The organism is Pseudanabaena sp. FACHB-2040 (assembly GCF_014696715.1).
Taxonomy (GTDB): Bacteria; Cyanobacteriota; Cyanobacteriia; order Phormidesmidales; family Phormidesmidaceae; genus JACVSF01.
Map to the genome: position 1 here is coordinate 149,801 of NZ_JACJQO010000013.1, position 19,608 is coordinate 169,408.

At 55.2% G+C, this 19,608-nt stretch carries 21 protein-coding genes; 5 read left to right on the plus strand and 16 right to left on the minus strand.

The genetic code is table 11. The features are described from left to right. Window positions 1-5: 5 nt before the first annotated feature. From H6G13_RS16435 to H6G13_RS16445, 3 genes are all read right to left on the minus strand, one after another. Window positions 6-1,502, minus strand: a complete 1,497-nt coding sequence (locus H6G13_RS16435; protein WP_190484655.1) for a pitrilysin family protein — start codon at window positions 1,500-1,502, stop codon at window positions 6-8. Window positions 1,503-1,586: 84 nt separating this feature from the next. Further along, window positions 1,587-3,215, minus strand: a complete 1,629-nt coding sequence (locus tag H6G13_RS16440) for a pitrilysin family protein (protein WP_190484657.1) — start codon at window positions 3,213-3,215, stop codon at window positions 1,587-1,589. Between the two features lie 65 nt (window positions 3,216-3,280). Then, window positions 3,281-3,574: a hypothetical protein gene (locus tag H6G13_RS16445; RefSeq protein ID WP_190484659.1), complete on the minus strand. Its 294-nt coding sequence runs from the start codon at window positions 3,572-3,574 to the stop codon at window positions 3,281-3,283. 279 nt (window positions 3,575-3,853) lie between these two features. Between H6G13_RS16445 and H6G13_RS16450 the strand changes: the two genes are divergently transcribed. The 4 genes from H6G13_RS16450 to plsY all read left to right on the plus strand — a co-directional run bounded on the left by H6G13_RS16450 (window position 3,854) and on the right by plsY (window position 7,033). Next, window positions 3,854-4,651, plus strand: coding sequence for an MlaE family lipid ABC transporter permease subunit (locus H6G13_RS16450; protein WP_190484661.1), 798 nt, complete (start codon window positions 3,854-3,856; stop codon window positions 4,649-4,651). 153 nt (window positions 4,652-4,804) lie between these two features. Further along, window positions 4,805-5,206, plus strand: coding sequence for a DUF3119 family protein (locus tag H6G13_RS16455; protein WP_190484664.1), 402 nt, complete (start codon window positions 4,805-4,807; stop codon window positions 5,204-5,206). 59 nt (window positions 5,207-5,265) lie between these two features. Continuing rightward, window positions 5,266-6,351: a DUF3086 domain-containing protein gene (locus H6G13_RS16460; RefSeq protein WP_190484666.1), complete on the plus strand. Its 1,086-nt coding sequence runs from the start codon at window positions 5,266-5,268 to the stop codon at window positions 6,349-6,351. Continuing rightward, window positions 6,338-7,033 (plus strand): glycerol-3-phosphate 1-O-acyltransferase PlsY, encoded by a 696-nt coding sequence (plsY, locus tag H6G13_RS16465; RefSeq protein ID WP_242028366.1) that lies wholly within the window; start codon window positions 6,338-6,340, stop codon window positions 7,031-7,033. The genes H6G13_RS16460 and plsY overlap by 14 nt, the downstream gene beginning before the upstream one ends. Here plsY and H6G13_RS16470 read toward each other — a convergent pair. The 11 genes from H6G13_RS16470 to H6G13_RS16520 all read right to left on the minus strand — a co-directional run bounded on the left by H6G13_RS16470 (window position 7,030) and on the right by H6G13_RS16520 (window position 16,869). Next, window positions 7,030-7,329, minus strand: a complete 300-nt coding sequence (locus tag H6G13_RS16470) for a GlsB/YeaQ/YmgE family stress response membrane protein (RefSeq protein ID WP_199305950.1) — start codon at window positions 7,327-7,329, stop codon at window positions 7,030-7,032. The two genes, plsY and H6G13_RS16470, sit on opposite strands and share 4 nt — an antisense overlap. Before the next feature lie 32 nt (window positions 7,330-7,361). Continuing rightward, complete coding sequence (gene proC, locus H6G13_RS16475; protein ID WP_199305951.1) at window positions 7,362-8,171, minus strand: pyrroline-5-carboxylate reductase; 810 nt, start codon at window positions 8,169-8,171, stop codon at window positions 7,362-7,364. A gap of 169 nt (window positions 8,172-8,340) precedes the next feature. Further along, on the minus strand, window positions 8,341-8,934 hold the full coding sequence (locus H6G13_RS16480) for a cell division protein SepF (protein ID WP_190484668.1): 594 nt from the start codon (window positions 8,932-8,934) through the stop codon (window positions 8,341-8,343). A 406-nt stretch (window positions 8,935-9,340) separates the two neighbouring features. Beyond that, on the minus strand, window positions 9,341-10,027 hold the full coding sequence (locus H6G13_RS16485; protein WP_190484670.1) for a YggS family pyridoxal phosphate-dependent enzyme: 687 nt from the start codon (window positions 10,025-10,027) through the stop codon (window positions 9,341-9,343). Beyond that, window positions 10,024-10,296 carry a transcriptional coactivator PipX gene (gene pipX, locus H6G13_RS16490; RefSeq protein ID WP_190484671.1) on the minus strand — a complete coding sequence of 91 codons (273 nt, stop codon included), beginning with the start codon at window positions 10,294-10,296 and terminating at the stop codon, window positions 10,024-10,026. Before pipX ends, H6G13_RS16485 begins: the two co-directional genes overlap by 4 nt. A 222-nt stretch (window positions 10,297-10,518) precedes the next feature. After that, window positions 10,519-12,078, minus strand: coding sequence for an anthranilate synthase component I (locus H6G13_RS16495; protein WP_190484674.1), 1,560 nt, complete (start codon window positions 12,076-12,078; stop codon window positions 10,519-10,521). Continuing rightward, window positions 11,982-12,896, minus strand: a complete 915-nt coding sequence (locus H6G13_RS16500) for an energy-coupling factor transporter transmembrane protein EcfT (protein WP_190484676.1) — start codon at window positions 12,894-12,896, stop codon at window positions 11,982-11,984. The genes H6G13_RS16495 and H6G13_RS16500 overlap by 97 nt, the downstream gene beginning before the upstream one ends. Before the next feature lie 23 nt (window positions 12,897-12,919). Continuing rightward, the gene (gene der / locus H6G13_RS16505; protein ID WP_190484678.1) at window positions 12,920-14,281 is read right to left on the minus strand and encodes a ribosome biogenesis GTPase Der; all 1,362 of its coding nucleotides are present in this window, start codon (window positions 14,279-14,281) and stop codon (window positions 12,920-12,922) included. A gap of 252 nt (window positions 14,282-14,533) precedes the next feature. Next, window positions 14,534-15,247, minus strand: a complete 714-nt coding sequence (locus H6G13_RS16510) for a DnaJ domain-containing protein (RefSeq protein ID WP_190484680.1) — start codon at window positions 15,245-15,247, stop codon at window positions 14,534-14,536. 215 nt (window positions 15,248-15,462) lie between these two features. Continuing rightward, window positions 15,463-16,425, minus strand: a complete 963-nt coding sequence (cysK, locus tag H6G13_RS16515; protein WP_190484681.1) for a cysteine synthase A — start codon at window positions 16,423-16,425, stop codon at window positions 15,463-15,465. Between the two features lie 9 nt (window positions 16,426-16,434). After that, window positions 16,435-16,869, minus strand: a complete 435-nt coding sequence (locus H6G13_RS16520; protein WP_190484683.1) for an Rrf2 family transcriptional regulator — start codon at window positions 16,867-16,869, stop codon at window positions 16,435-16,437. 282 nt (window positions 16,870-17,151) lie between these two features. Between H6G13_RS16520 and H6G13_RS16525 the strand changes: the two genes are divergently transcribed. Continuing rightward, window positions 17,152-17,745 carry a hypothetical protein gene (locus H6G13_RS16525; RefSeq protein ID WP_190484685.1) on the plus strand — a complete coding sequence of 198 codons (594 nt, stop codon included), beginning with the start codon at window positions 17,152-17,154 and terminating at the stop codon, window positions 17,743-17,745. Between the two features lie 35 nt (window positions 17,746-17,780). Here the strand turns inward: H6G13_RS16525 and murG are convergent, their stop codons facing one another. Continuing rightward, window positions 17,781-18,866 (minus strand): undecaprenyldiphospho-muramoylpentapeptide beta-N-acetylglucosaminyltransferase, encoded by a 1,086-nt coding sequence (gene murG / locus H6G13_RS16530; protein WP_190484686.1) that lies wholly within the window; start codon window positions 18,864-18,866, stop codon window positions 17,781-17,783. 103 nt (window positions 18,867-18,969) lie between these two features. Further along, entirely contained in the window at window positions 18,970-19,407 is a 438-nt protein-coding gene (locus tag H6G13_RS16535; RefSeq protein WP_190484688.1) for a DoxX family membrane protein, read from the minus strand. Between the last annotated feature and the right edge of the window lie 201 nt (window positions 19,408-19,608).

Consider the following 19,608-nt stretch of genomic DNA (forward strand, 5'->3'; position numbering starts at 1 on the left):
CGTTTTCAAGCCCCTGGTTGGGGAATGGTGACGTCGATAGTAGTCACCGCCTGGTTAGGCGAGAGCACCTCCAAGGAGGGCTGAATTGCCTGGGGATTGCCGACCACCAAAGTTACCAGTCGATCTGGGTTGAGGTATTTCTGGGCAGCTGACTGGACATCGGCGATAGTGGTGTTTTCCACGTCGCGCTGAAAGCGGAAGACAAAGTCGGAGGGGTAGCCGTAGTACTCGTAGCGAATTAGGCGCGACAGGGTCTGCACCCGATCTTGAAAGTTGAAAACAAAGCTGTTGAGCACTGAATCTTTAGCGCGGGCCAGCTCTACCTCTGTAATCGGCGTGCTGCGAATGCGGTTAATTTCGCTCTTAACTGACTGAACAAAAGGCACGGTAGCATCGGATCGGGTCTGGCCGCCGCCGATAAATAGGCCGGGGTAGTCCCAGCGAGGAGACCAGTAAGCATAGACCGAGTAGGCTAGCCCTTGGCGCGATCGCACCTCGTTAAACAACCGTCCGCCAAAACCATTGAGCACCTCGTTCATGACCGATAGCGACCCATGCTCAGGGTAGTCGAGCTGGCCGCCTAAGTGACCGACAAAGACAGAACTCTGGGTTAGCTGAGGCAGATTGACCGCAAACACTCCCGTCTGAGCCTGGTTAACCGGCGGCAGCTGAGCAACGTTAAGTGGGTTGCCAGTTGCCTGCCAGTCGCCAAAGTACTGGGCAATCAGCCGCTTCATTGACTCCGGATCGAAATCACCGACGATGCCCAAAATTGTTTGCTCTGGACGAATAGAGGCTTGGTAAAAACGGAGAATGTCGTCGCGGCTGATGTTGTTGAGGGTGGCATATTCAACCGTACGGGCATAGGGGCTGTTGGCTCCATAGACCAGCTTGCGAAACTCCCGCGAGGCAACTGCATCGGGATCGTCATTGCGACGGGCAATGCCACCTGCGTATTGGCTCTTGAGCAAATCGATCCGATCTGGAGTGAAGGCCGGACGCTGCACGACATCGGCAAAAATAGCAAAGACGTCGTTGAGATCCTCTGTCAGCGTATTGAAGCTGGCGCTGCCTGCGGTCTCATCCAAGTTTGTTTCTACGGAGGCGGCCCGCTGCTCTAGCGCCTGGTTGAGCTGATCGGGGGGCAGTGATTCAGTGCCCCCTAGCCGCATAGACTGGCCCATTAATGCCCCTAGTCCTACCTGATTGGCTGGCTCAAACCGAGTGCCAGTCCGGAAGGTGGCGGTGCCGCCTACTAGGGGCAGCTCGTGGTCTTCCATCAGGTAAACCACCACTCCATTGGGCAGTTCGTACCGCTCATAGGCCGGGATCTGGATCTCCGGCAGCGACGGAAACTCTAGCTCAGTGTAGTGGCGGGCGGTGTTTGCGATCGCAGGCGGCTGCCAGCCCAACAGCAAGACCCCAACCAGGGTCACAACCCCGAGCGAAGGCAGTAAAAACCAGTTTCGAAAGGGGCGGCGTAGGGAAGTAAACCAGTCCATAGGTCTTCGTTTTTGCAAAAGGGTGACTAACAGGATTAGCACTGGCAGGCGCAGTACTGACAGGCGTAGCGCTGGCAAGCCGCCTTAGCCGCCAGCCGGGCTGGAAATGAGCTTACCGACCGTGCGGCTGTTGGGCTGGAAGGTGGCTCTGGCAACTCGCTGCACATCTGCCGCTGTTACCGCCTGAATGGCCTCAAGTTCCTCAAAAACATTGCGCCAGCTCCCGGTCTTCGCCTCATACTCAGTGAGCAGACTGGCCATCCCGGCATTAGAAGATAGCGATCGCACCAGACCCGCTCGGGCCTGAGTCTTCACCCGATCCAGCTCCTCTGGCGTAACAGAGGTTTCCTGCAGCCGCGTCAGTTCCTGACGATACGCCGCCGCAATTTCATCCACCGTATGGCCTGGAGCCGTCAGGGCATAGAGCAAAAAGATATTGTCGTATTTGTCTCCCGGAAACCCGTTCAGACTGCCGACATCTAGCGCAATCTGGTCGTCCACCACCAGCTTTTTGTAAATCCGCGACGTCCGACCCCCCAGCAAAATGCCGTCAATCATGCCGTAAATCACATGGTCAGGATGATTAATACCAGGGCGGTGATAGCCTTCTAGGTACCACGGCTGCGAAGGCAGCTCTAGCGTAAATTCTCGAGGCTCGGTCTGGGGCGGCTCATTGATCTCTAGCTGCGATGGGCGGGTTCTAGCCTGGTAGCGACCAAAATAGGTTTGGGCCAGCTCACGCACCTGATCTGGATCAACATCCCCGACCACCGCTGCAATGAGATTGCTAGGGCCGTAGTAGGTGTCATAAAAATCTTGAATGTCTTGTCGAGTGGCCCGGTACAGATCAGCTTCGTAGCCAATCACAGGGCGGCGGTAGGGATGAGTCTCAAACGCAGCACCCAAAAATTCCTCCACCATTTTGCCGATGGGGGAGTTGTCTACCCGCATCCGACGCTCCTCAAGAATTACGTTTTTCTCCTCGTAGAACTCCCGGAAAACCGGCTCAAGAAAACGTTCCGACTCCAGAGACATCCAGAGTTCGAGCTTGTTAGCGGGCAGGCTGTAGAAATAGCGGGTGGCATCGGCAGCAGTCGTCGCATTCAGCCCAACCCCGCCTGACTGCTCTACGATCTGACCGTACTTGTTTTGCTCTACAAAGGTAGCCGCCTTTTGCTGCAGCGTCTCTAGCTGCCCCTTCAAGCGCGTTGCCGTCGCCGCATCTCCGGCATCCTCTGCCGCCAAGATTTGATCGAAGACAGCATCCATTTCGCTAAACACCGCTCTCTCAGCAGCATAGTCTTGAGTGCCGATACGAGTTGTGCCCTTAAATGCCAGGTGCTCCAAGTAGTGGGCAATGCCGGTCTTGCCGTCCTCTTCATTCACCCCACCAACATTGGCGTGAATCATGAAGGAGACAACAGGCGCTTCAGGCCGTCGCAGCACGATAAACTTCATGCCGTTGTCGAGGGTAAATTCCGTGACCTGATCGGCCACCCGGTTGAGGTAGGGCTGAATCGACTGAGCCTGCGTCTGGGGCAGGGCTTGTCTAGCGTAGGCTGGAGCTGAGGGCAGCAAGGCCCAACCCAATAGCGCTACAAAAAACCCAATAACCAGGGACTTAATCAGATTCTCAACCAGGAAAATCCTGGCCAACGGCTGCCGGGTAATGGTCTGCTGCTGGGAAAGGCAAGGCAGCGGTGCATGGTTCATAGGTATGCCCAACGATGGAACACCTATACCAGGATAAGGAGTTTTGCTAGGAACGACTAGCGGGACTAATGGTGACTAAAGCCTTCAAACCGAGCAGAAGCAAATGTATCAAACAAAACCCCGACGGTGCTGGAGGTCAACCCCACAATCAAAACCCCATGCCAGGCGTTGCCGCTACCCAAAGTAGTGAGAAAATGAAGCAAGTGCTGCAGCACTTGTTGGGTAAAGGGCATCAGCAAAGCCAGCCTTGTTAATCCTGATAATCCCAGCACGATGCTGCCAATCATCACTAGCGGCAGCAGAAAACTGACAATAGCCGTTAAGGTCAAGAAAAATAGACGGCGAGGGACACAGCGCATACCTGACCTACTTCTTGTCACAAGTAATCGAAGTTAGCGAGCGATTGGGAAAAATCCTCTCTAACCTTACGCACCCAGCCTCAGGTTGTGCGGTTGGGGTGAAAATTCTTCAAGCTCGATCACGTAATGTATTGAAGTGCTGTAACAAAACTGCGCCAATCCTGACTCTGGCCTGTTGTCAGGCCAATTAACCTTCAGTAGAGTTCTTTTAAGGTTTAATGCTGAACCAATGCATTCTGTAACGTCAAAGGTCGCAAAAGGTCGTTTGAGGGTAGGTGCTTGACGCAAATTGGCGATAATTCGAGCCTCAATCAATGGCTCCGCCGCCTTATGGCAGCGATCTTTTTGACTGGGCAAGTGGTTATTCACCTGATCTCAAGGCCGATTCATCGGCGCAACACGCTGGATCAGATGGTGGCGGTTGGGCCTGCGTCGCTCCTGATTGCCCTGATCACAGCAGCCTTTGTCGGCATGGTGTTTACCATCCAGGTCACCCGCGAGTTCATTAATTTTGGAGCAGGTACGGCGGTAGGCGGAGTACTGGCGCTAACCCTAGCAAGGGAGCTGGGGCCGGTTTTGACGGCAGTGATTTTGGCGGGCCGGGTGGGGTCGGCCTTTGCTGCTGAGATCGGCACTATGAAGGTGACAGAGCAAATCGATGCGCTGCAGATCTTAAAGACAGACCCGATTGACTATCTGGTGATTCCTCGGGTGGTGGCCTGCGCTCTGATGCTGCCTCTGCTGAACGTCCTGTCATTCATCACGGGCATGACTGGAGGACTGATCATTGCCACCTCCCTCTACAACATTCCTACCTCAGTATTTTTAGACTCAGCCCAAAGCTTTCTCACCCCCTGGGACTTGATCAGTTCCATGATTAAGGCATTCGTGTTTGGCCTACTAATTGCGGTGATTGGCTCAAACTGGGGCCTGACCACAACTGGCGGAGCTAAGGGAGTGGGCCAGTCTACAACTACGGCAGTCGTCACAGCTCTGCTGGCCATTTTTATTGTCAACTTCTTCTTGTCCTGGCTGATGTTTCAGGGAACCGGTAGCGCCATATCGAACAGTATTTAAGGGTTCTACCGGTAGAATGAAAGGCAGCAGCTTGGGATAGCCTGCCTGCTGTGCTTGGGTTTGCTGCACCTGAGTTGGCTGCAACTGGTTTTGTTGTGCCCAATTTGCTGTATCTGATCTTTTGTGTCTGATCTGTTGTCACTGAGTTGATAAGTGGACTCTACCCAATCTGCGACTGCCCCTTCTGAGCTGATCGAACTGGCTCCCAGCTACCGTCTGCCGCTGGGGCTGGTAGTGCTGTCGATACCGCTGTTTTGGCTGCAGCTCTGGGCCGGTGGTGCAGTGGCTTTACTGGGGCTGCTGCTGCTGTTTCAGGCCGTTACGCTGCGGCTGCGATTTACCTCAACTGCTTTGGATATCTACCGGGGAGAGCAGTGTATTCGCCACTTTCCCTACCAGGACTGGCTGAACTGGGAGATCTTCTGGTCGCCCGTGCCGATTCTGTTCTATTTCAAAGAAGTCAACAGCATTCACTTTTTGCCCATTATTTTTAGCCCTAGCCAGCTACGAACTTGTCTGGAGCAGCACTGTCCCCGCCCTGTTCAAACTTCCTAAACCAGCGTATTGGCCTGGGATTTGATACGCTGACATCACCCGAGTACGGTTCCGAGTTCATGTATTCAGATGACCTGTCCCCTTCCGCATCGCCGACTGAGGCTGCCTCAGACGCTGTCAGTGCCGATCGCATTGCCGATTTGCAGCGCCAAGAGAGCGACCTAAAGCGCAGTATCGCGGACTTACAGTCGGCCTACAACCGGCTCCTAAAGGACCAGGCGCAGCAAATGCAGACCGACTTTGGCCGGATAATGCAGCAGGCCACGTCGGAACTTGAACAGCGCCAGCGCACGCTGCAGCTAGAGATAGAAAAGCTGGAGCGACGACGCGATCGCATTCAGGAAGAAATGCGCACCAGCTTCGCTGGAGTCTCTCAAGATTTGGCGGTGCGAGTGCAGGGCTTTAAAGACTACCTCGTGGGCAGCCTGCAAGATCTGGCTGCCACTGCCGAAAAGTTGGAGCTTTCACCCCCTCAGCCTCAAGCTCCGCCTCAGTCTGAAGTAATTCGAGGGGAGCCTCGGGAGAATAGACGGCGACCCGCCGAGCGATCCACTGGGCGATCTGCTGAGCGATCAGAGAATTCTCAGGTGGGCTTTGGTAGCCAGCGTTTTCAAGATCAGACAGAGCGGGTTCGCAGCCTGCTAGACCAGTACCGAATGCGGCCTGACTACTACGGCCCTGTCTGGCAACTGCGCCGCACCTTTGAACCTATCCATGCCGATCGGGTAGCCAACTGGTTCTTTAGCCAGGGGGGCAGAGGAGCCGTTAAAAGCATGGGCAGCCGCCTACAAAACGTGCTGGTGGCCTCTGCCGGAATCTCTATTCTGCATGCCCTGCATAATGACCGACTGCAAACCCTGGTGCTGTCAAACTCACCCGAGCGGCTAGGAGAGTGGCGACGAGGCCTGCAAGACTGTCTAGGCGTTTCGCGGGCAGAGTTTGGCGTCAACCGAGGCATTATGCTGTTCGATGCGCCCGAACCCCTGGCCCAACGAGCTGATCGGATTGTTTCAGAAGACGGCCTGCCGCTGATTATTATTGACGAGTCAGAGAACACAGTCAGCCTATCGCTGCTGCAGTTTCCGCTGTGGCTGGCCTTCGCGCCTGATCCGCTGAATCCGGTGCAGGAGTATGACTTTTATTAAGGCAGAAGGGGGAGGGCACATGGCTGGGACTGGAGTTGCGATCGCAGGGCTTATCCTTGCTGCTTATTTGCTGGGATCGATCCCCACTGGGTACCTGATCGCCAAATGGGTTAAAGGGATTGATATTCGTGAGTATGGCTCGGGCGGTACAGGCGCGACAAATGTGTTGCGAACTGTAGGCAAACCGGCTGCGGCGGCTGTGCTGCTGGTAGACCTGGTGAAAGGAGCCTTGGCTATATTGCTGGTGAAGCTGGCCTATCCTCTCCTGCTCAGCTCTACTGCTGCTAGCCCTGATTGGCAGCCCTGGATTGAGGCGGTGGCGGCTCTAGCAGCGCTGCTGGGACACAGCCGCTCGATCTGGTTGAATTTTACAGGCGGCAAGTCAGCTGCCTCGGGGCTGGGAATTTTGCTAGCCATGTCTTGGCCGGTGGGGCTGGGCGCGTTGGCAGTGTTTGCCGCCGTGGTTGGCGTCTTTCGCATTGTGTCTTTGGGATCAATCCTGGCTGCGATCGCAACCATTCTGCTCATGATCGCGATGCAGCAGCCTGTGGCTTATGTCGGGATTGCGATCGCAGGCGGGCTATACGTGATTTTGCGTCACCGTAGCAACATTGAGCGGCTGCTGGCAGGCACAGAGCCTCGCCTCGGCAGCCGCCCCTCCGAATCTTCTGAATCAAATTAACGGTTGCCGTAGCGACCCCAGCTCAAAAAAGCCGTAACCAGATACAGCACAATCGCAGAACCCACAATGGACGGCAAAATTGCCACCTCTTCAACGTTCCACTCCAGCGCCGGATTGGTAAAGCCATACTGCTGCTGCAGGTAGTCAGCCGTCCATTGACCCAAAAAGGCACCCGCCAAGCCAATTATCAGCAGCCCAACCGCGCCCCCCGGCATTTTCCGGGGGATCAAAATACCTGCCACCCCAGCGCATACAATCGCAATCACAAGCTGAATCAGCAGATGTCTAAGATCCATAATTTAAGCTTCATAGGGGGTTTAACGCCGCACTAGCCTCCCAGTTCCCGTGAGCGATCGCAGGCAGAACACACCGCTTCAATTAGGGCAGATCGCAGACCTGCCGCTTCTAGGTGAGCAATGCCGGCAATGGTAGTTCCTCCAGGGCTAGTCACTCGATCTTTTAGCTGAGCCGGGTGTAGGCCCGATTGCAGCAGCAGTTCTGCCGTGCCTCGCACCGTTTGCAGCGCTAGCTGCATCGCCGTTGTTCGGGGCAGCCCGGCAGCAACGCCGCCATCGGCCAACGCTTCAATCATAATCGCCACGTAGCCCGGCCCCGATCCCGATAGCCCGGTCACGGCATCCATCAAAGACTCTGGCACCTCAACCACATCGCCTATGCTCTGAAAGATGCGCCGGGCCAGATCTAACTCTTCGGCACCCGTATGAATTCCAGCCGCAATGGCCGTAATGCCTGCACCCACGGTTGCAGGGGTGTTGGGCATAGCTCGCACCAGCGGCCATTGGGCAAAATAGCTTTGCAGTCGGGTCAGCGTCACCCCTGCCAGAATGGAGAGCACCAGTCGGGGTGACTCAGCTGCTGCCTGAATCAGTTCAGGGGCAACTTTATCAATGATCTGAGGCTTGACTGCCAGCAAAAGCACCGTCGATTTTGCCACGACTGCAGCGTTGTCAGCCGTAGTCATGACTCTGTAAGTATCGGTCAAATAGGCGCGTCGATCCGGCTGAGGATCACTGACAGCGATAGTCTCCGGGGAAAAAATGCCCTGATCTAGTAAGCGGGATATGAGCGCTTCTCCCATTACCCCGCCACCAATCACACCCAGTATCGCTTCAGGCAATTGCTTTTCTCAACCTAGGGTTCAACCAATTGAATGCTACTGCAGCACAGCTACTTATGATTTCAACAAAAATCTGTCTAAGCCTTTGGTGCTGTCCCAGAGGCTTAGCCAGATGATAGTCACAGGGTTTGGACAGCCAGCCGTCTTTTGGATCGGCTGATGCAGCCAGTTAAGCCATGCGGATAGTTTGCTCAGTCCAAGCGGGAGCCGGAGGCATTTGGCCGCCCATTGACATACCTTGGGGCTGGCCCATCGGCAGCTCCTCTTCAAAGTCGCTGGGGGTGCTGACCTGGACACAGTTGGGCGTAAATAGGAAGATGCTCTCGCCAATGCGCTCTTGGTGTCCGTCGATGGCGTAGGTGCCGCCAGCGACAAAATCAACCGCTCGCTGGGCCTGATCGGGGTCCATGATGGTCAGGTTGAGCACCACCGACTTGCGCTCTCGCAGCGCCTGAATCGCTTGGGGCATTTCTTCGAAGGAGCGAGGCTCCATCACCACAACTTCAGAGGTTCCATTCATGGCACCAGGCATTCCAATTACGTTGCTACCCATAGTGGTCATTCCAGCATCGGTGGTCATCATGCGATCGCGAAGGCGGCGGCGAACCCGGGGTTCTTCTTGAGGTTGGACAACAGGCTGAGCATTTTCTTCCTGATAGAGGCTCTGGTATTCCTCACCATCCATCTCTTCGTATTCATATTCGTAGTCAGCCGGGTCATTCAGCCCGACGAAGTCCCGTAGCTTAGAGAATAGATTACTCACAACAATTACACTCCCCTATGACTATCAAGCGGTTAGTAGGGCTTTCCCTGAATCAGGGGCTAGGGGGCTAACCCCCGAACATCCGATTATTCGAAGCCATGATAGCGCCTTATTCCTCAAAACCAACACGATAATTGGAATTGATTGGGCCTAGGCCGATAAATTGGGCCGGTTAAACAAAGTTGTTATAGATTCTCGGTTGAGAACTGGGTTCTGAAATACTCCGCTGGATGGAATATTTGAGTCCACAGTATACACGAAATCACCTGAGATCATATCGCATTCATAATTAGTTAAGTATTTTTTAGAAATATTGATCAAAACCTGTCAGTGCGGCCTGATACATAGCTGTGCTCGCCTCTAGAAAAAGAGCTTGCTGACTATTTGAATAACTCTATAGAGGTCGCTAATCAGGCCTAGGGCCAAACAAAATGGTTCCTAGTCTAACCATCGTGGCTCCCGATGCGATCGCAGCCTGATAATCTCCCGACATTCCCATCGAAAGCGTTTCGATCTGAAGGGGGTGGCTCTGCAATTGGGTGATCTGCTCGGCCAACTCCTTAGCCTGCCGAAAAATGGCGCGGGCGACCTCAGGGTTTGTTCCCTGAGGTGGAATGGTCATCAGCCCCACTAGCTTGAGGTGAGTGAGCTGAGCGAGCACAGGCAGCGCTGCCCAAAGTTCTTCTAGCTCAAATCCTGATTTGGGTGGGTCGGGCACCATCTTGACCTGGAGACAGCAGCGAGCCTGACAGCCCAGTTCTCCAGAGATCTGATTGAGCCTTTCAGCTAGCTTAAGGCTGTCAACTGAATGAATCCACTGAAAGTGCTCTAGGGCCTTGCGGGCTTTGTTAGCCTGCAAACGGCCAATCATGTGCCAGGTAATATCTTTTAAGTCGGCTAAATCGGCCTGTTTTGCGATCGCTTCTTGCACTCGGCTCTCGCCAAAGTCGCGAATGCCCGCCGCGTAGGCCGCCCGTAGGGCTTCTACGGGCAGATTCTTAGTCACCGCAACCAGCTTGACAGTTGGAGGCAGCGTTGCCTGTATCTGAGTAATCCGTTGAATAATTGCGTCGGGGTTGCAGACAGCGGTCATTGAAAGGTTTGCTTGTAGGTCTTCTGCAGCCGATCGTACTCGGAATGCTGGCCGGCCCGCCGCAGCATCCGCATTCGGTTTTCCAGCAGCATACGGGCATCTCCTCGCCCTATAGGCTCAAACAAAAAACCTTCTGGGGTAGCTATCGTCACCAAAAAAAACAGCCGTTGAGCGTAAAGAGTGGCAAAAAGTTCCTGTTTGTCATCAACCATACAGATTCTGAAGAGCAGGCCGAATGTAGGATGATTGAGGTAATTTTCTGTGCTCATTCAGGTTAGGAGTGTGTCCATCTGCATTGAGGGGCAAGGGAAATATCAAAAGTGTATTTTAAAAACTTGTGCTTACCTGAAGATACCTTCAGACAAGTGTATAGCCCTGTATTTTAGGTTTACTTCGTCACTTTGGGAAACACTTGAGCAGTTGAGACGTCAATACGCAGATCTGCACCCTATGAATCTGCAATAGATCTGCATCAGTGCTATTGCGTCTGCTTAAGGCGGCGTTAATCCGAGAGCCGCGATCTGCGCTTTTGCTTTCTGCAGCGCTTCCAACCATTCCCGCTCAGGTTCGCTGTCAGCCACAATGCCCGCTCCAACCTGTCCCCACACTGGCCTGACGCTAGCTGCCTCTGAATCTGCCCCTGAAAGCTCGGAAGCAGCATTGCCCACTAGCAAAGTTCGGATCAAGATATTGAGATCTAGGTAGCCGCGCTGGTCGAGATAGCCGCAGGAACCGTAGAAAAGACTGCGACGCACCGGTTCTAGCGCTTCAATGATCTCCATACAGCGAACTTTAGGGCAGCCTGTAATGGTTCCCCCTGGAAACAAGGCTCGGATGACATCAACTGCATCTTGGTCAGATTTCAGAGTACCTATTACGTTGCTCACTAGGTGAATCACGTGACTGTAGTACTCCAGGGTGAGTAGCTCATCGACCTGCACACTGCCCCAGTCGCAAACGCGGCCTAAATCATTGCGCTCCAGGTCTACCAGCATGATGTGCTCAGCCTGCTCTTTTCGGTTGGTGAGCAGGGTTTGAGCGAGTGTCTGGTCAGCTTGAGGTGTCTGACCTCGGGGCCGAGTTCCGGCGATGGGGCGGGTCTGTACTTGGCGGCCCTGCACCTGCACTAGCCTTTCCGGCGAACAGCTGATCAGGCTGCCCCAGGGCGTGTGCCAGTAGCAGGCAAAGGGGGAGGGATTGATCTGCTGCAGTCGTCGGTAGAGGCTCCAGCTATCGGCTGTGGTGGTCGAGTCAAACCGCAGAGACAGATTGGCCTGAAAAATGTCTCCAGCCTGGATATGTTTCTTGGCCTGAAGAATTGCCGCCTCATAGTCCATCTGGGTCATCTGCAAATGCAGAGACGCTGCCCGATTAGGTTTTGGCAGATTGGGGAGAGGCAGAGGCACCGTTTGCAATTGCTGCTCTAGCGTTTCTAGATCTGCTGCCGTCGAGGCCGCCAACCAGAGGCGCTGTTCTTGGTGATCGAGTACGGCAAAGCTGGCAGGCTCGTACCAAAGTGCTACGGGAAATGGCAAAGGATCGGGCTTGAGGTAGGGCAGCCGCTCAATTTCCCAGGCCAGATCGTAGCCTAACCAGCCCAGCCAGCCCCCGACAAAAGGCAATACTGCGGTCTCTTCATCTGCTAAACCGATCGGGGAAGCCGCAGCTCCTGTTCTTAGCAAATTAGCTAAAGTCGGCAGAATATTGCCGATATCCGGCGTCCAAACCGCTGGTTGCCCAGCAGAGGTACGGGGCGGACCCGCGCAGATGGAGTAGCGGGCATTTTGGGCAGAGTGCTGAGCTGTTTCTGTTAAGGGATAGGGGCTCTCTAACAGCGCCACCAGAGTAGCTGTGGTGGCTGGTTGACTTAGGTGATGACCAAAGAGGGTGATGAAAATATCGGAGCCGGTTCGGTGATCGAGGGGTTGCGATCGCACCTGCCAGGGCTGCAGCGTCACGCCTCGCCTCCCCACACCAGGCGAGCCCACCAAAACACAGCCAGCAGCCCCAGAGCAAACCAATCCCAGGCGCGCAGCACAAAGCGATGCCATTCGACCTTGTGCTCGTCGGGGCTAGTAAAGCCGCGCACGGCCATTGCCGCCGCAATCTGCTCGGCCCGCATCAGCAGGTTTTCCAGCAGCCGCTCTACTACCTGTAGCCAGACCTGAGCCGAGCCGCGAAAGCCCAGCTTTTTCCAGTTGATAGCGCGGGTCTGCACTGATCGCACCAGGTTCTGCACCTCTTCCAACACTAGGGGAATAAAGCGCAGGGCCAGCGTCACGGTCAGGGCAATTTCGGTCACCGGCAGCTTAAACCAGCGCAGCGGAGCCATGACGTCTTCTAGAGCCGCCGTGATCTCTTCGGGAGCGGTTGTCAGCAGAAACAGGTTGGTGCCGTAGATCAGGGTAAACAGCAGCGTACTGATTCGAATTCCCAGCTCCAGCGATCGCTGGGTAATGGTGATCGGCCAGCGGTCGTAAATCACGTACTGATAGCCCGTTGGCTGGGGCAGCGGCGGCAGCGTTTCAAACGGTTCTGTCAGCTGGCTAATCTCAGCAGGGGACGGCAGGCGGGGCTGCTGGGCCACAACCAGACCATCGGGCATTACCATCGTCAGCAGCAGCACCAGGCCGCTCAGGAGCAGCAGCCACCCCATCTGCTGTCGCCACACCCGCAGCGGCACTCGAGCCGAGAGCGTCAGCACCAGCAGCAGCAGCACCAAAAAAAATCGCCACTCGGGGCTAGCTAGAATCGGTGTGACCAAAATGCTCATCAGCCAAGCCATCTTGACTCGGGGATCGAGCCGATGTAGCCAGGTTACAGGTTGTTCTAAATACAGGCCGAGGGGCAGCGATCGCAATAGATCCATAGGGCGTCAGTCGGCTCCAGCGGCTAAACCTTGGTGGCGCGGTTGGCGCTTTCCCGGTCTAGCTCACGCATGGCCTTGCCTCGCCAAAAAATGCGGATAGGTGTGCCTTCAAAGCCCAAATTATCTCGGAACTGCCGCTCAATATATTTGCGGTAATTGTCTTTAAACAGCTTGGGATCATTTACAAACAGCGTAAAAGAGGGTGGCTGCGTAGTTACCTGAGTACCGTAATAAATTCGGCCCTGCCGACCCTGGCGTGTTGTGGGTGGGGTGTGCCAGCCAGCGGCATCTTTCAACACCTCGTTGACAACCGAGGTCGTCACTCGGCGGCGATGCTGCTCAACCGCCTCATCCACCAACTCAAGAATCTTGGGTACCCGCTGCCCAGTCAGGGCACTTGCGTAGATCCGCTTGGCCCATCCCGTGAAATGCAGTCGGGCTTCGATTTGGCGGTCAAAGTCATAGATCGTGTAGGAGTCTTTTTCGACGGCATCCCACTTGTTCACTACGACCACACAGGCCCGGCCTTCTTCCTCAATGCGACCGGCCAGCTTCTGGTCTTGCTCGGTCACCCCATCAATTGCATCAATGACCAGCAGCACCACATCCGAGCGTCGAATCGCTTTGAAGGAGCGGTTAATGCTGAAAAACTCAGGGCCGTAGTCTACGCTCTTCTTCTTACGAATACCCGCTGTATCGATTAGGCGATAGAGCTGATCGCCCCGCTGCACCTGCATGTCAATGGCATCGCGGGTGGTGCCTGAGATGGGGCTGACAATGGCCCGAGTCTCACCTACAAAGGCGTTGAGCAGGCTAGATTTACCCACATTAGGGCGGCCAACAATAGCCACCTTGATTTCATTCGTTTCGGTTTCAGGAACCGTGGTCGGCAGAAACTCAACCAGCGCATCGAGCAGTTCTCCCGTGCCGCTGCCGTGAATGCCCGAAACCGGATAGGGCTCACCCAACCCCAATTCCCAGAACTGAGCAGCCTGAATGATGCCCTGTTCTAGCGATTCGCACTTGTTCACCGCCAGCACGACCGGCACAGTTTGCTGCCGCAGCCAGCTAGCGATTTCTTGATCCGACTGATTGGGTCCATCCTGACCGTCGACTACTAGCACTGCCACGCTAGACTCTGCCAGCGCTGCCAGCGCCTGCTCGCGGATATAGGGCAGAAACTCAGTGTCGTCGTCAAACACCAGTCCGCCGGTATCGACCACTAAAAACTCTCGGTCTTGCCAAAAGGCAGGTTGGTAGGTGCGATCGCGCGTTACCCCTGGCTGGTCAAAAACAATTGCGTCTTTCCCGCCAGCCAATCGATTGACCAGGGTAGATTTGCCCACATTGGGACGACCGATAACGGCAACAACGGGAAGCGGCATGATTCAGGCAGGTTGAAATTCTGTAATTTATCTATTGTAGCGAGGCGATCACCAGACCTGAGCTGATGATCAGGCGACTTTCCCTGCATTTCCAAGCATTGAGGCAATTTTGTCGCCGTTTTAAAGCCTTTGAATTGTTGGGCCGCGCTGCGCTCGACACTAACCTACAATGCTGCGTTTGCTGTTTGGATTGTTGGGTCGCGCTGCGCTTGACGCCAGCTTACAGTGCCTGCCTTCTTCCCGCTGCCTTTCTCACGCCACTTCCTTGATCGCCGCCCTGGCTTCGCGGCGTAGCTGAGTGGAAATGCGAAACAGCTCATGCCCAGTGTGCAGATAGCTCTCTTCGTAACTAAAGGTAAATCGCTCCATTTCTTCAATGCCGTCTTCAAGCTGGTTCAGGCAGTGGTAGAGGTTGGCGGCAACCCCTGCTGCCGTGGATGGATTGGGCATAGACCGGAACTTGTCCTGGGCCTGCTCTAGCCAAGCGCGACACTGCTCCAGGTAAGACTGAAAGCCCTCCATCAGCTCGTCATCAAAGGGATCGGCAGAGAGGGCGCGAATTTCCCCCTTAAGCGGCGAGAGAATTTTGCCCACCAGCCGATCGACGGGGCCATAGACCTTTCTCAGCCACTGCTCAAGCTGTTCTTCAGTGGCTTGAGTTGCTTCCCGCTGGCGGCGGTAGTGGGCCTGCATATCAGCCGCCCGCTGAGTGCGCTCAGCCGCAGTTTCAGCAGCACTCTTTTCGGGGTAGTAGCCGTGGCGCTGCTGGTCGTAGCGGGTTCTGTGCTCCGGATCTCCTAGAACCTCGTAAGCTTCATTCAACCGGGCAATGCGGTTATGGTCAGACGCCTCAGTCTGACTGTCGGGGTGAAATTGCTTGGCTAGACGACGATAGGCTTTTTTAATATCAGCCTGAGACGCCGTCTCCGCAATTTCAAGAATTTGGTAGTGAGTCTCGTTTGCCATAGGCCCATTTTAGAGGGCAGAAGGCTGAGGGTGGAAGGGGTGAGGGGGGTGGATGGGTGAAGGGGTGGCTGGGGAGGAATTGTGGGAAGACGCGGGGATGCAGAGAGGTACAGAGTGGGGATGGGGAGGGTAAGGGAGTTGGGGTCGGCTGCTTCTTTATTTCCCCTGCTCCTCCACATCTCCGCGTCTCCCCTCCCCGCGTCTCCCCCACTGCCTTAACTCAATGCCACCGGAGCCACCAGCTCAGGATCTTGAAACAGGGGCGTGCTGAGGTAGCGTTCGCCGAAGCTGGGCTGAATGATGACGATCAGCTTGCCGTCATTTTCAGGGCGACGACCGACTTCGACGGCAGCGCAAATGGCAGCTCCGCTGGAGATGCCGGAGAGGAGGCCTTCTTCTCGAGCAAGGCGGCGACCATATGCGATCGCATCTTCATCATTCACCCGCACGACTTCATCAATCAATGCCTGGTTTAGCACTTCGGGCACAAAGCCAGCGCCGATACCCTGAATTTTGTGGGGGCCCGGGCGTCCGCCTGAGAGTACTGGGCTGTTGGCTGGTTCTACGGCAATGGTCTGGAAGCTGGGCTTGCGCTTTTTCAGCACATCCGACACGCCGGTAATGGTACCGCCTGTGCCCACCCCAGCAACTAAGATATCGGCCTGTCCATCGGTATCGACCCAAATTTCTTCGGCGGTGGTGCGACGGTGCACTTCGGGGTTGGCTGGATTGCGAAACTGCTGCAGCATATAGGCATCGGGCAACGCCTCCACAATGGCCTGGGCCCGCTGTATGCAGCCCCCCATACCTTCAATGCCCGGTGTCAGCACTAGCTCTGCGCCATAGGCTCGCAGCATAGCCCGCCGCTCGGCGCTCATCGTCTCGGGCATAGTCAGAATTAGCCGATAGCCTTTAGCTGCTGCTGCCATGGCCAATGCAATGCCAGTGTTGCCAGAAGTAGGCTCAACCAGAGTCGTCTTACCCGGCTTGATCAGCCCTGCCGACTCTGCAGCCTCAATCATGCTGATGCCAATTCGATCTTTGACGGAAGCCGAGGGGTTCATGCCCTCTAGCTTCACGACTAGGCGGGCCACACAGCCCTCAGATTGGGGAATGCGGTTTAACTGCACCAGCGGGGTGCGGCCAATCAACTGGGTCACATTCTCTGCAATGCGCATGTCCTTGCCCTAGATGTAATACATGATGTCAAGTTGCTGCCGGGCGTTTCGCCGCTCTAACAAATCTTGCAGCGTGCATTTTTGCAGAACAGTTTCAGCCGCCTGCCGCACTTCCTGCCAAACTTCGCTAATGACCAGTCCTTCTGGAGTTGACGGCTGCTTTTCAGTACCTGATTGAGTGTCAAAGCCTTCAATGCAGCTAACAATTTCGTAAAGCGTGATTTTCCAAGGGTCTCGGGCTAACAGATAGCCACCCCGCGCACCCCGCTGGCTACGCACCAGTCCCGCCCGCCGCAGAGTCGCCAATAGCTGCTCCAGGTAGCGATCTGGGATATTTTGTTGAGCCGCAATTTGACGGATCTGCATCGGCTCTCCGCCAGCATACTGAACGCTTAATTCCAGTAAAGCCAGCAAAGCATATTCGCTCTTACAGGACAGTTCCACAGGTTAGGAAAGTTTTGCCATACAACTTCTTTTAGTATACTCCGGTTCTCCACTGGGGTTTGCAGGATTATCCCAAGCGCGATTTAGCTACAAACTCAATTTCTACCCAAAGATGATTGAGAAAAAGCCCAATAGTTTGCCACAAACGCTTTGGTTTATCGGGATTTGAGAGAATTTTCGCAGGATGTGACCCAGGCTACATCAAATCACTACCGCGATAGATACGCTGTTAGCCGCTAATTGTTAAATTTCATTTACAACAATAGTTATCGGTATCGCTTTATGCATAGCGCAGCGGTCGATTTGTTCCAGATGCTTGTGCAGGCGGGTGCAGTTCCAGGAGAAGATTTTTCCTGTGATGGGGAAAATGAGGCTTTTCGCCTTGGTGAACGCTGCCACGAACTGCTCCGGCACGCCTACCCAGACGTCGACTGGGACGATATCTTTGCGCCCTGCCCCTACGATGCCAGCCCCGAGATCGCGATGCTGCACCAGCATTTGGGCGTGCCCTTTGTCGACCGCCTGCTAGCTCAGATGCACTGCCGCCTACAGGAACTGCCCGATGCCGAAGCTGCCTGGTATTTGCGCCAGCTTTTAGTGGGTGTGGAGCAGCGCACAGGCCTTTTGCTCTACCCTCTACTTACTGAGGAGATGACCCTATCGGCTCTAGCTCGACTAGAGTGGCTGCTGCGGCTAGAAGACGTTGAGCCCTGCAGCTTTTGGCTTGAAGATTTGATTTTGGCTGCCGGAGGCTCGCCGGAGGATGTGCAGATCTCAGAGAACGACTGCTGGCTGACAGAGCAGGGCATGGATCTGCTGGAAATGCTCTGGGCTGGTGAAGTTGAACTGACTCTAGAGTCGGCGCAGCAGCGGTAGTCATTTAGGGATTTGAGGCTGTAGGAAGTTTCAGCCTAAAGGGAGCCTGCGATCGCTTTTTCCACCAAATCGGCTAGCTGCCGGGCGCTATCTCGCATGGCCAGGCTACCGGTTGCGTCAGCCATTTGAGTAAGCCGGGCTGGATCTCCCAGCAGCCCCAGCACCTTGTCTTGCAATAGCTCAGGCGTTAGCTGTCCCTGGCGCATCACCAGAGCTGCACCCGCTGCCGCAAAGGCTGCCGCATTGAAGCTTTGATGATCTTCGGCTGCGTAGGGATAGGGAATAAGAATTGCCGGAGTGCGGGTTACAGCCAGCTCGGTTAGGGTACCGGCTCCAGCCCTGCCCACCGCTAGGTCGGCCCGTTTCATGAGGGCTGACATATTGTCATAAAAAGGGCGATGAATATAGTGAGGGTGGCTGAAACTGTCAGCCTCTGGGTCATTGGTGCCAGTTTGGTGGAAGATCCAAGCCCCAGCTTCTAGCCACGCCGGAGCTGCCTGCCGCACTAGCTTATTGACCGCAACCGCGCCTTGACTGCCCCCAACCACCACAATCAGGGGTACAGCTTCGGGAATGCCCAAATCGCTGAGGTCGGGTGGGTCACTCTGGAGGAACTGCGATCGCACCGGCGTTCCCACCACCCAGCTCTTGGCCTTGGGCAGGTAAGACGAGGCCGCATCAAAACCCAGGCCCACTGCCGTACACCAGGGGCTGAGCCAGCGGGTCACTTTACCCGGCAGCGCATTTGATTCATGGAGGACTGCGGGCAGGCCCAAGGTGCGAGCTGCAATAATGGCCGGAGCCGCAATGTAGCCCCCCGTCGTAAACACGCCCTGAAACTCACCCTGCTGCAGCAGCGTCCGGACCTGAAACGTTGATCGGACAAACTGGCCCAGGGCCTTTAGCGTACCTAGCCCCAAACGGCTCTGAAAACCGCCCATACGAACTGTGTGCAGTGGGTAGGTTTGAGGCACCAGCTCAGTTTCCAAACGGTCGGGCACCCCCAGCCATTCGATTTTGTAGTTGTCGTGGCTCAGCTCTTCGGCAGTTGCGATCGCGGGGAACAGGTGGCCCCCGGTGCCGCTGGCGGCAATTAAAAGTCGCACTGGGGTCTTGTCCAAGGCAGCACCCTCCTGACTAGAAACGTTTCTCAGAAACGCTCTTTACTATACCTGCCGAAGTGGAGCATCCGAGCCCGACGCGAGGATTCTTAAGATGATCTGCTTAGGCTTCTTGCTCTGGCACCGTGGAGGTTTGGGAGAACCGATCAGGGCGAGTATACCAATAGGCCCAGGCAATCAAGACAAACTGAAACGGCAGCCGCAAGGCGTGAAACAACCAGTTCTGGTCGGGCAGCCCAGTAATATGAATTTGGTTGACGGCCATATTGATATTGGCTGGATAGACGGCAATAAACAGCACCACCAGCCCGATTGCCGCCAGCCGCTGCACTGGGGGAATGAGCAACCCAATTCCCAGCAGAATTTCGATCACCCCGCTGCCGTAGACCAGGGCAGCGGGAAAGGGCAAAAACCCGGGCACAATCTTGATGAACTGGGCCGGAATGACGAAGTGCAACAGCCCAGCCGCTACCATGCTCACCGCTAGCGCTATCCGCAGGGGTTCCTTCTTACTGGCAATCAGGCTGGCAATCGAAGACATGTTAGACCTAGGTTTCAACATCCTCCTTAATATTAAGGAAGCTGGTTCAGGGCCTTATCCGCCACAGGTTAGTGTTGCCCTTAAAGCTAGACAGGGTTTGTCCCCCCATCCAGACATTAATGATTGCCTACCTCGGCAGAACTCACCCTCCTTTGAGATACGCCTTGGGTATATCCCCAGGGCGCATCGCTCTACTGTAGA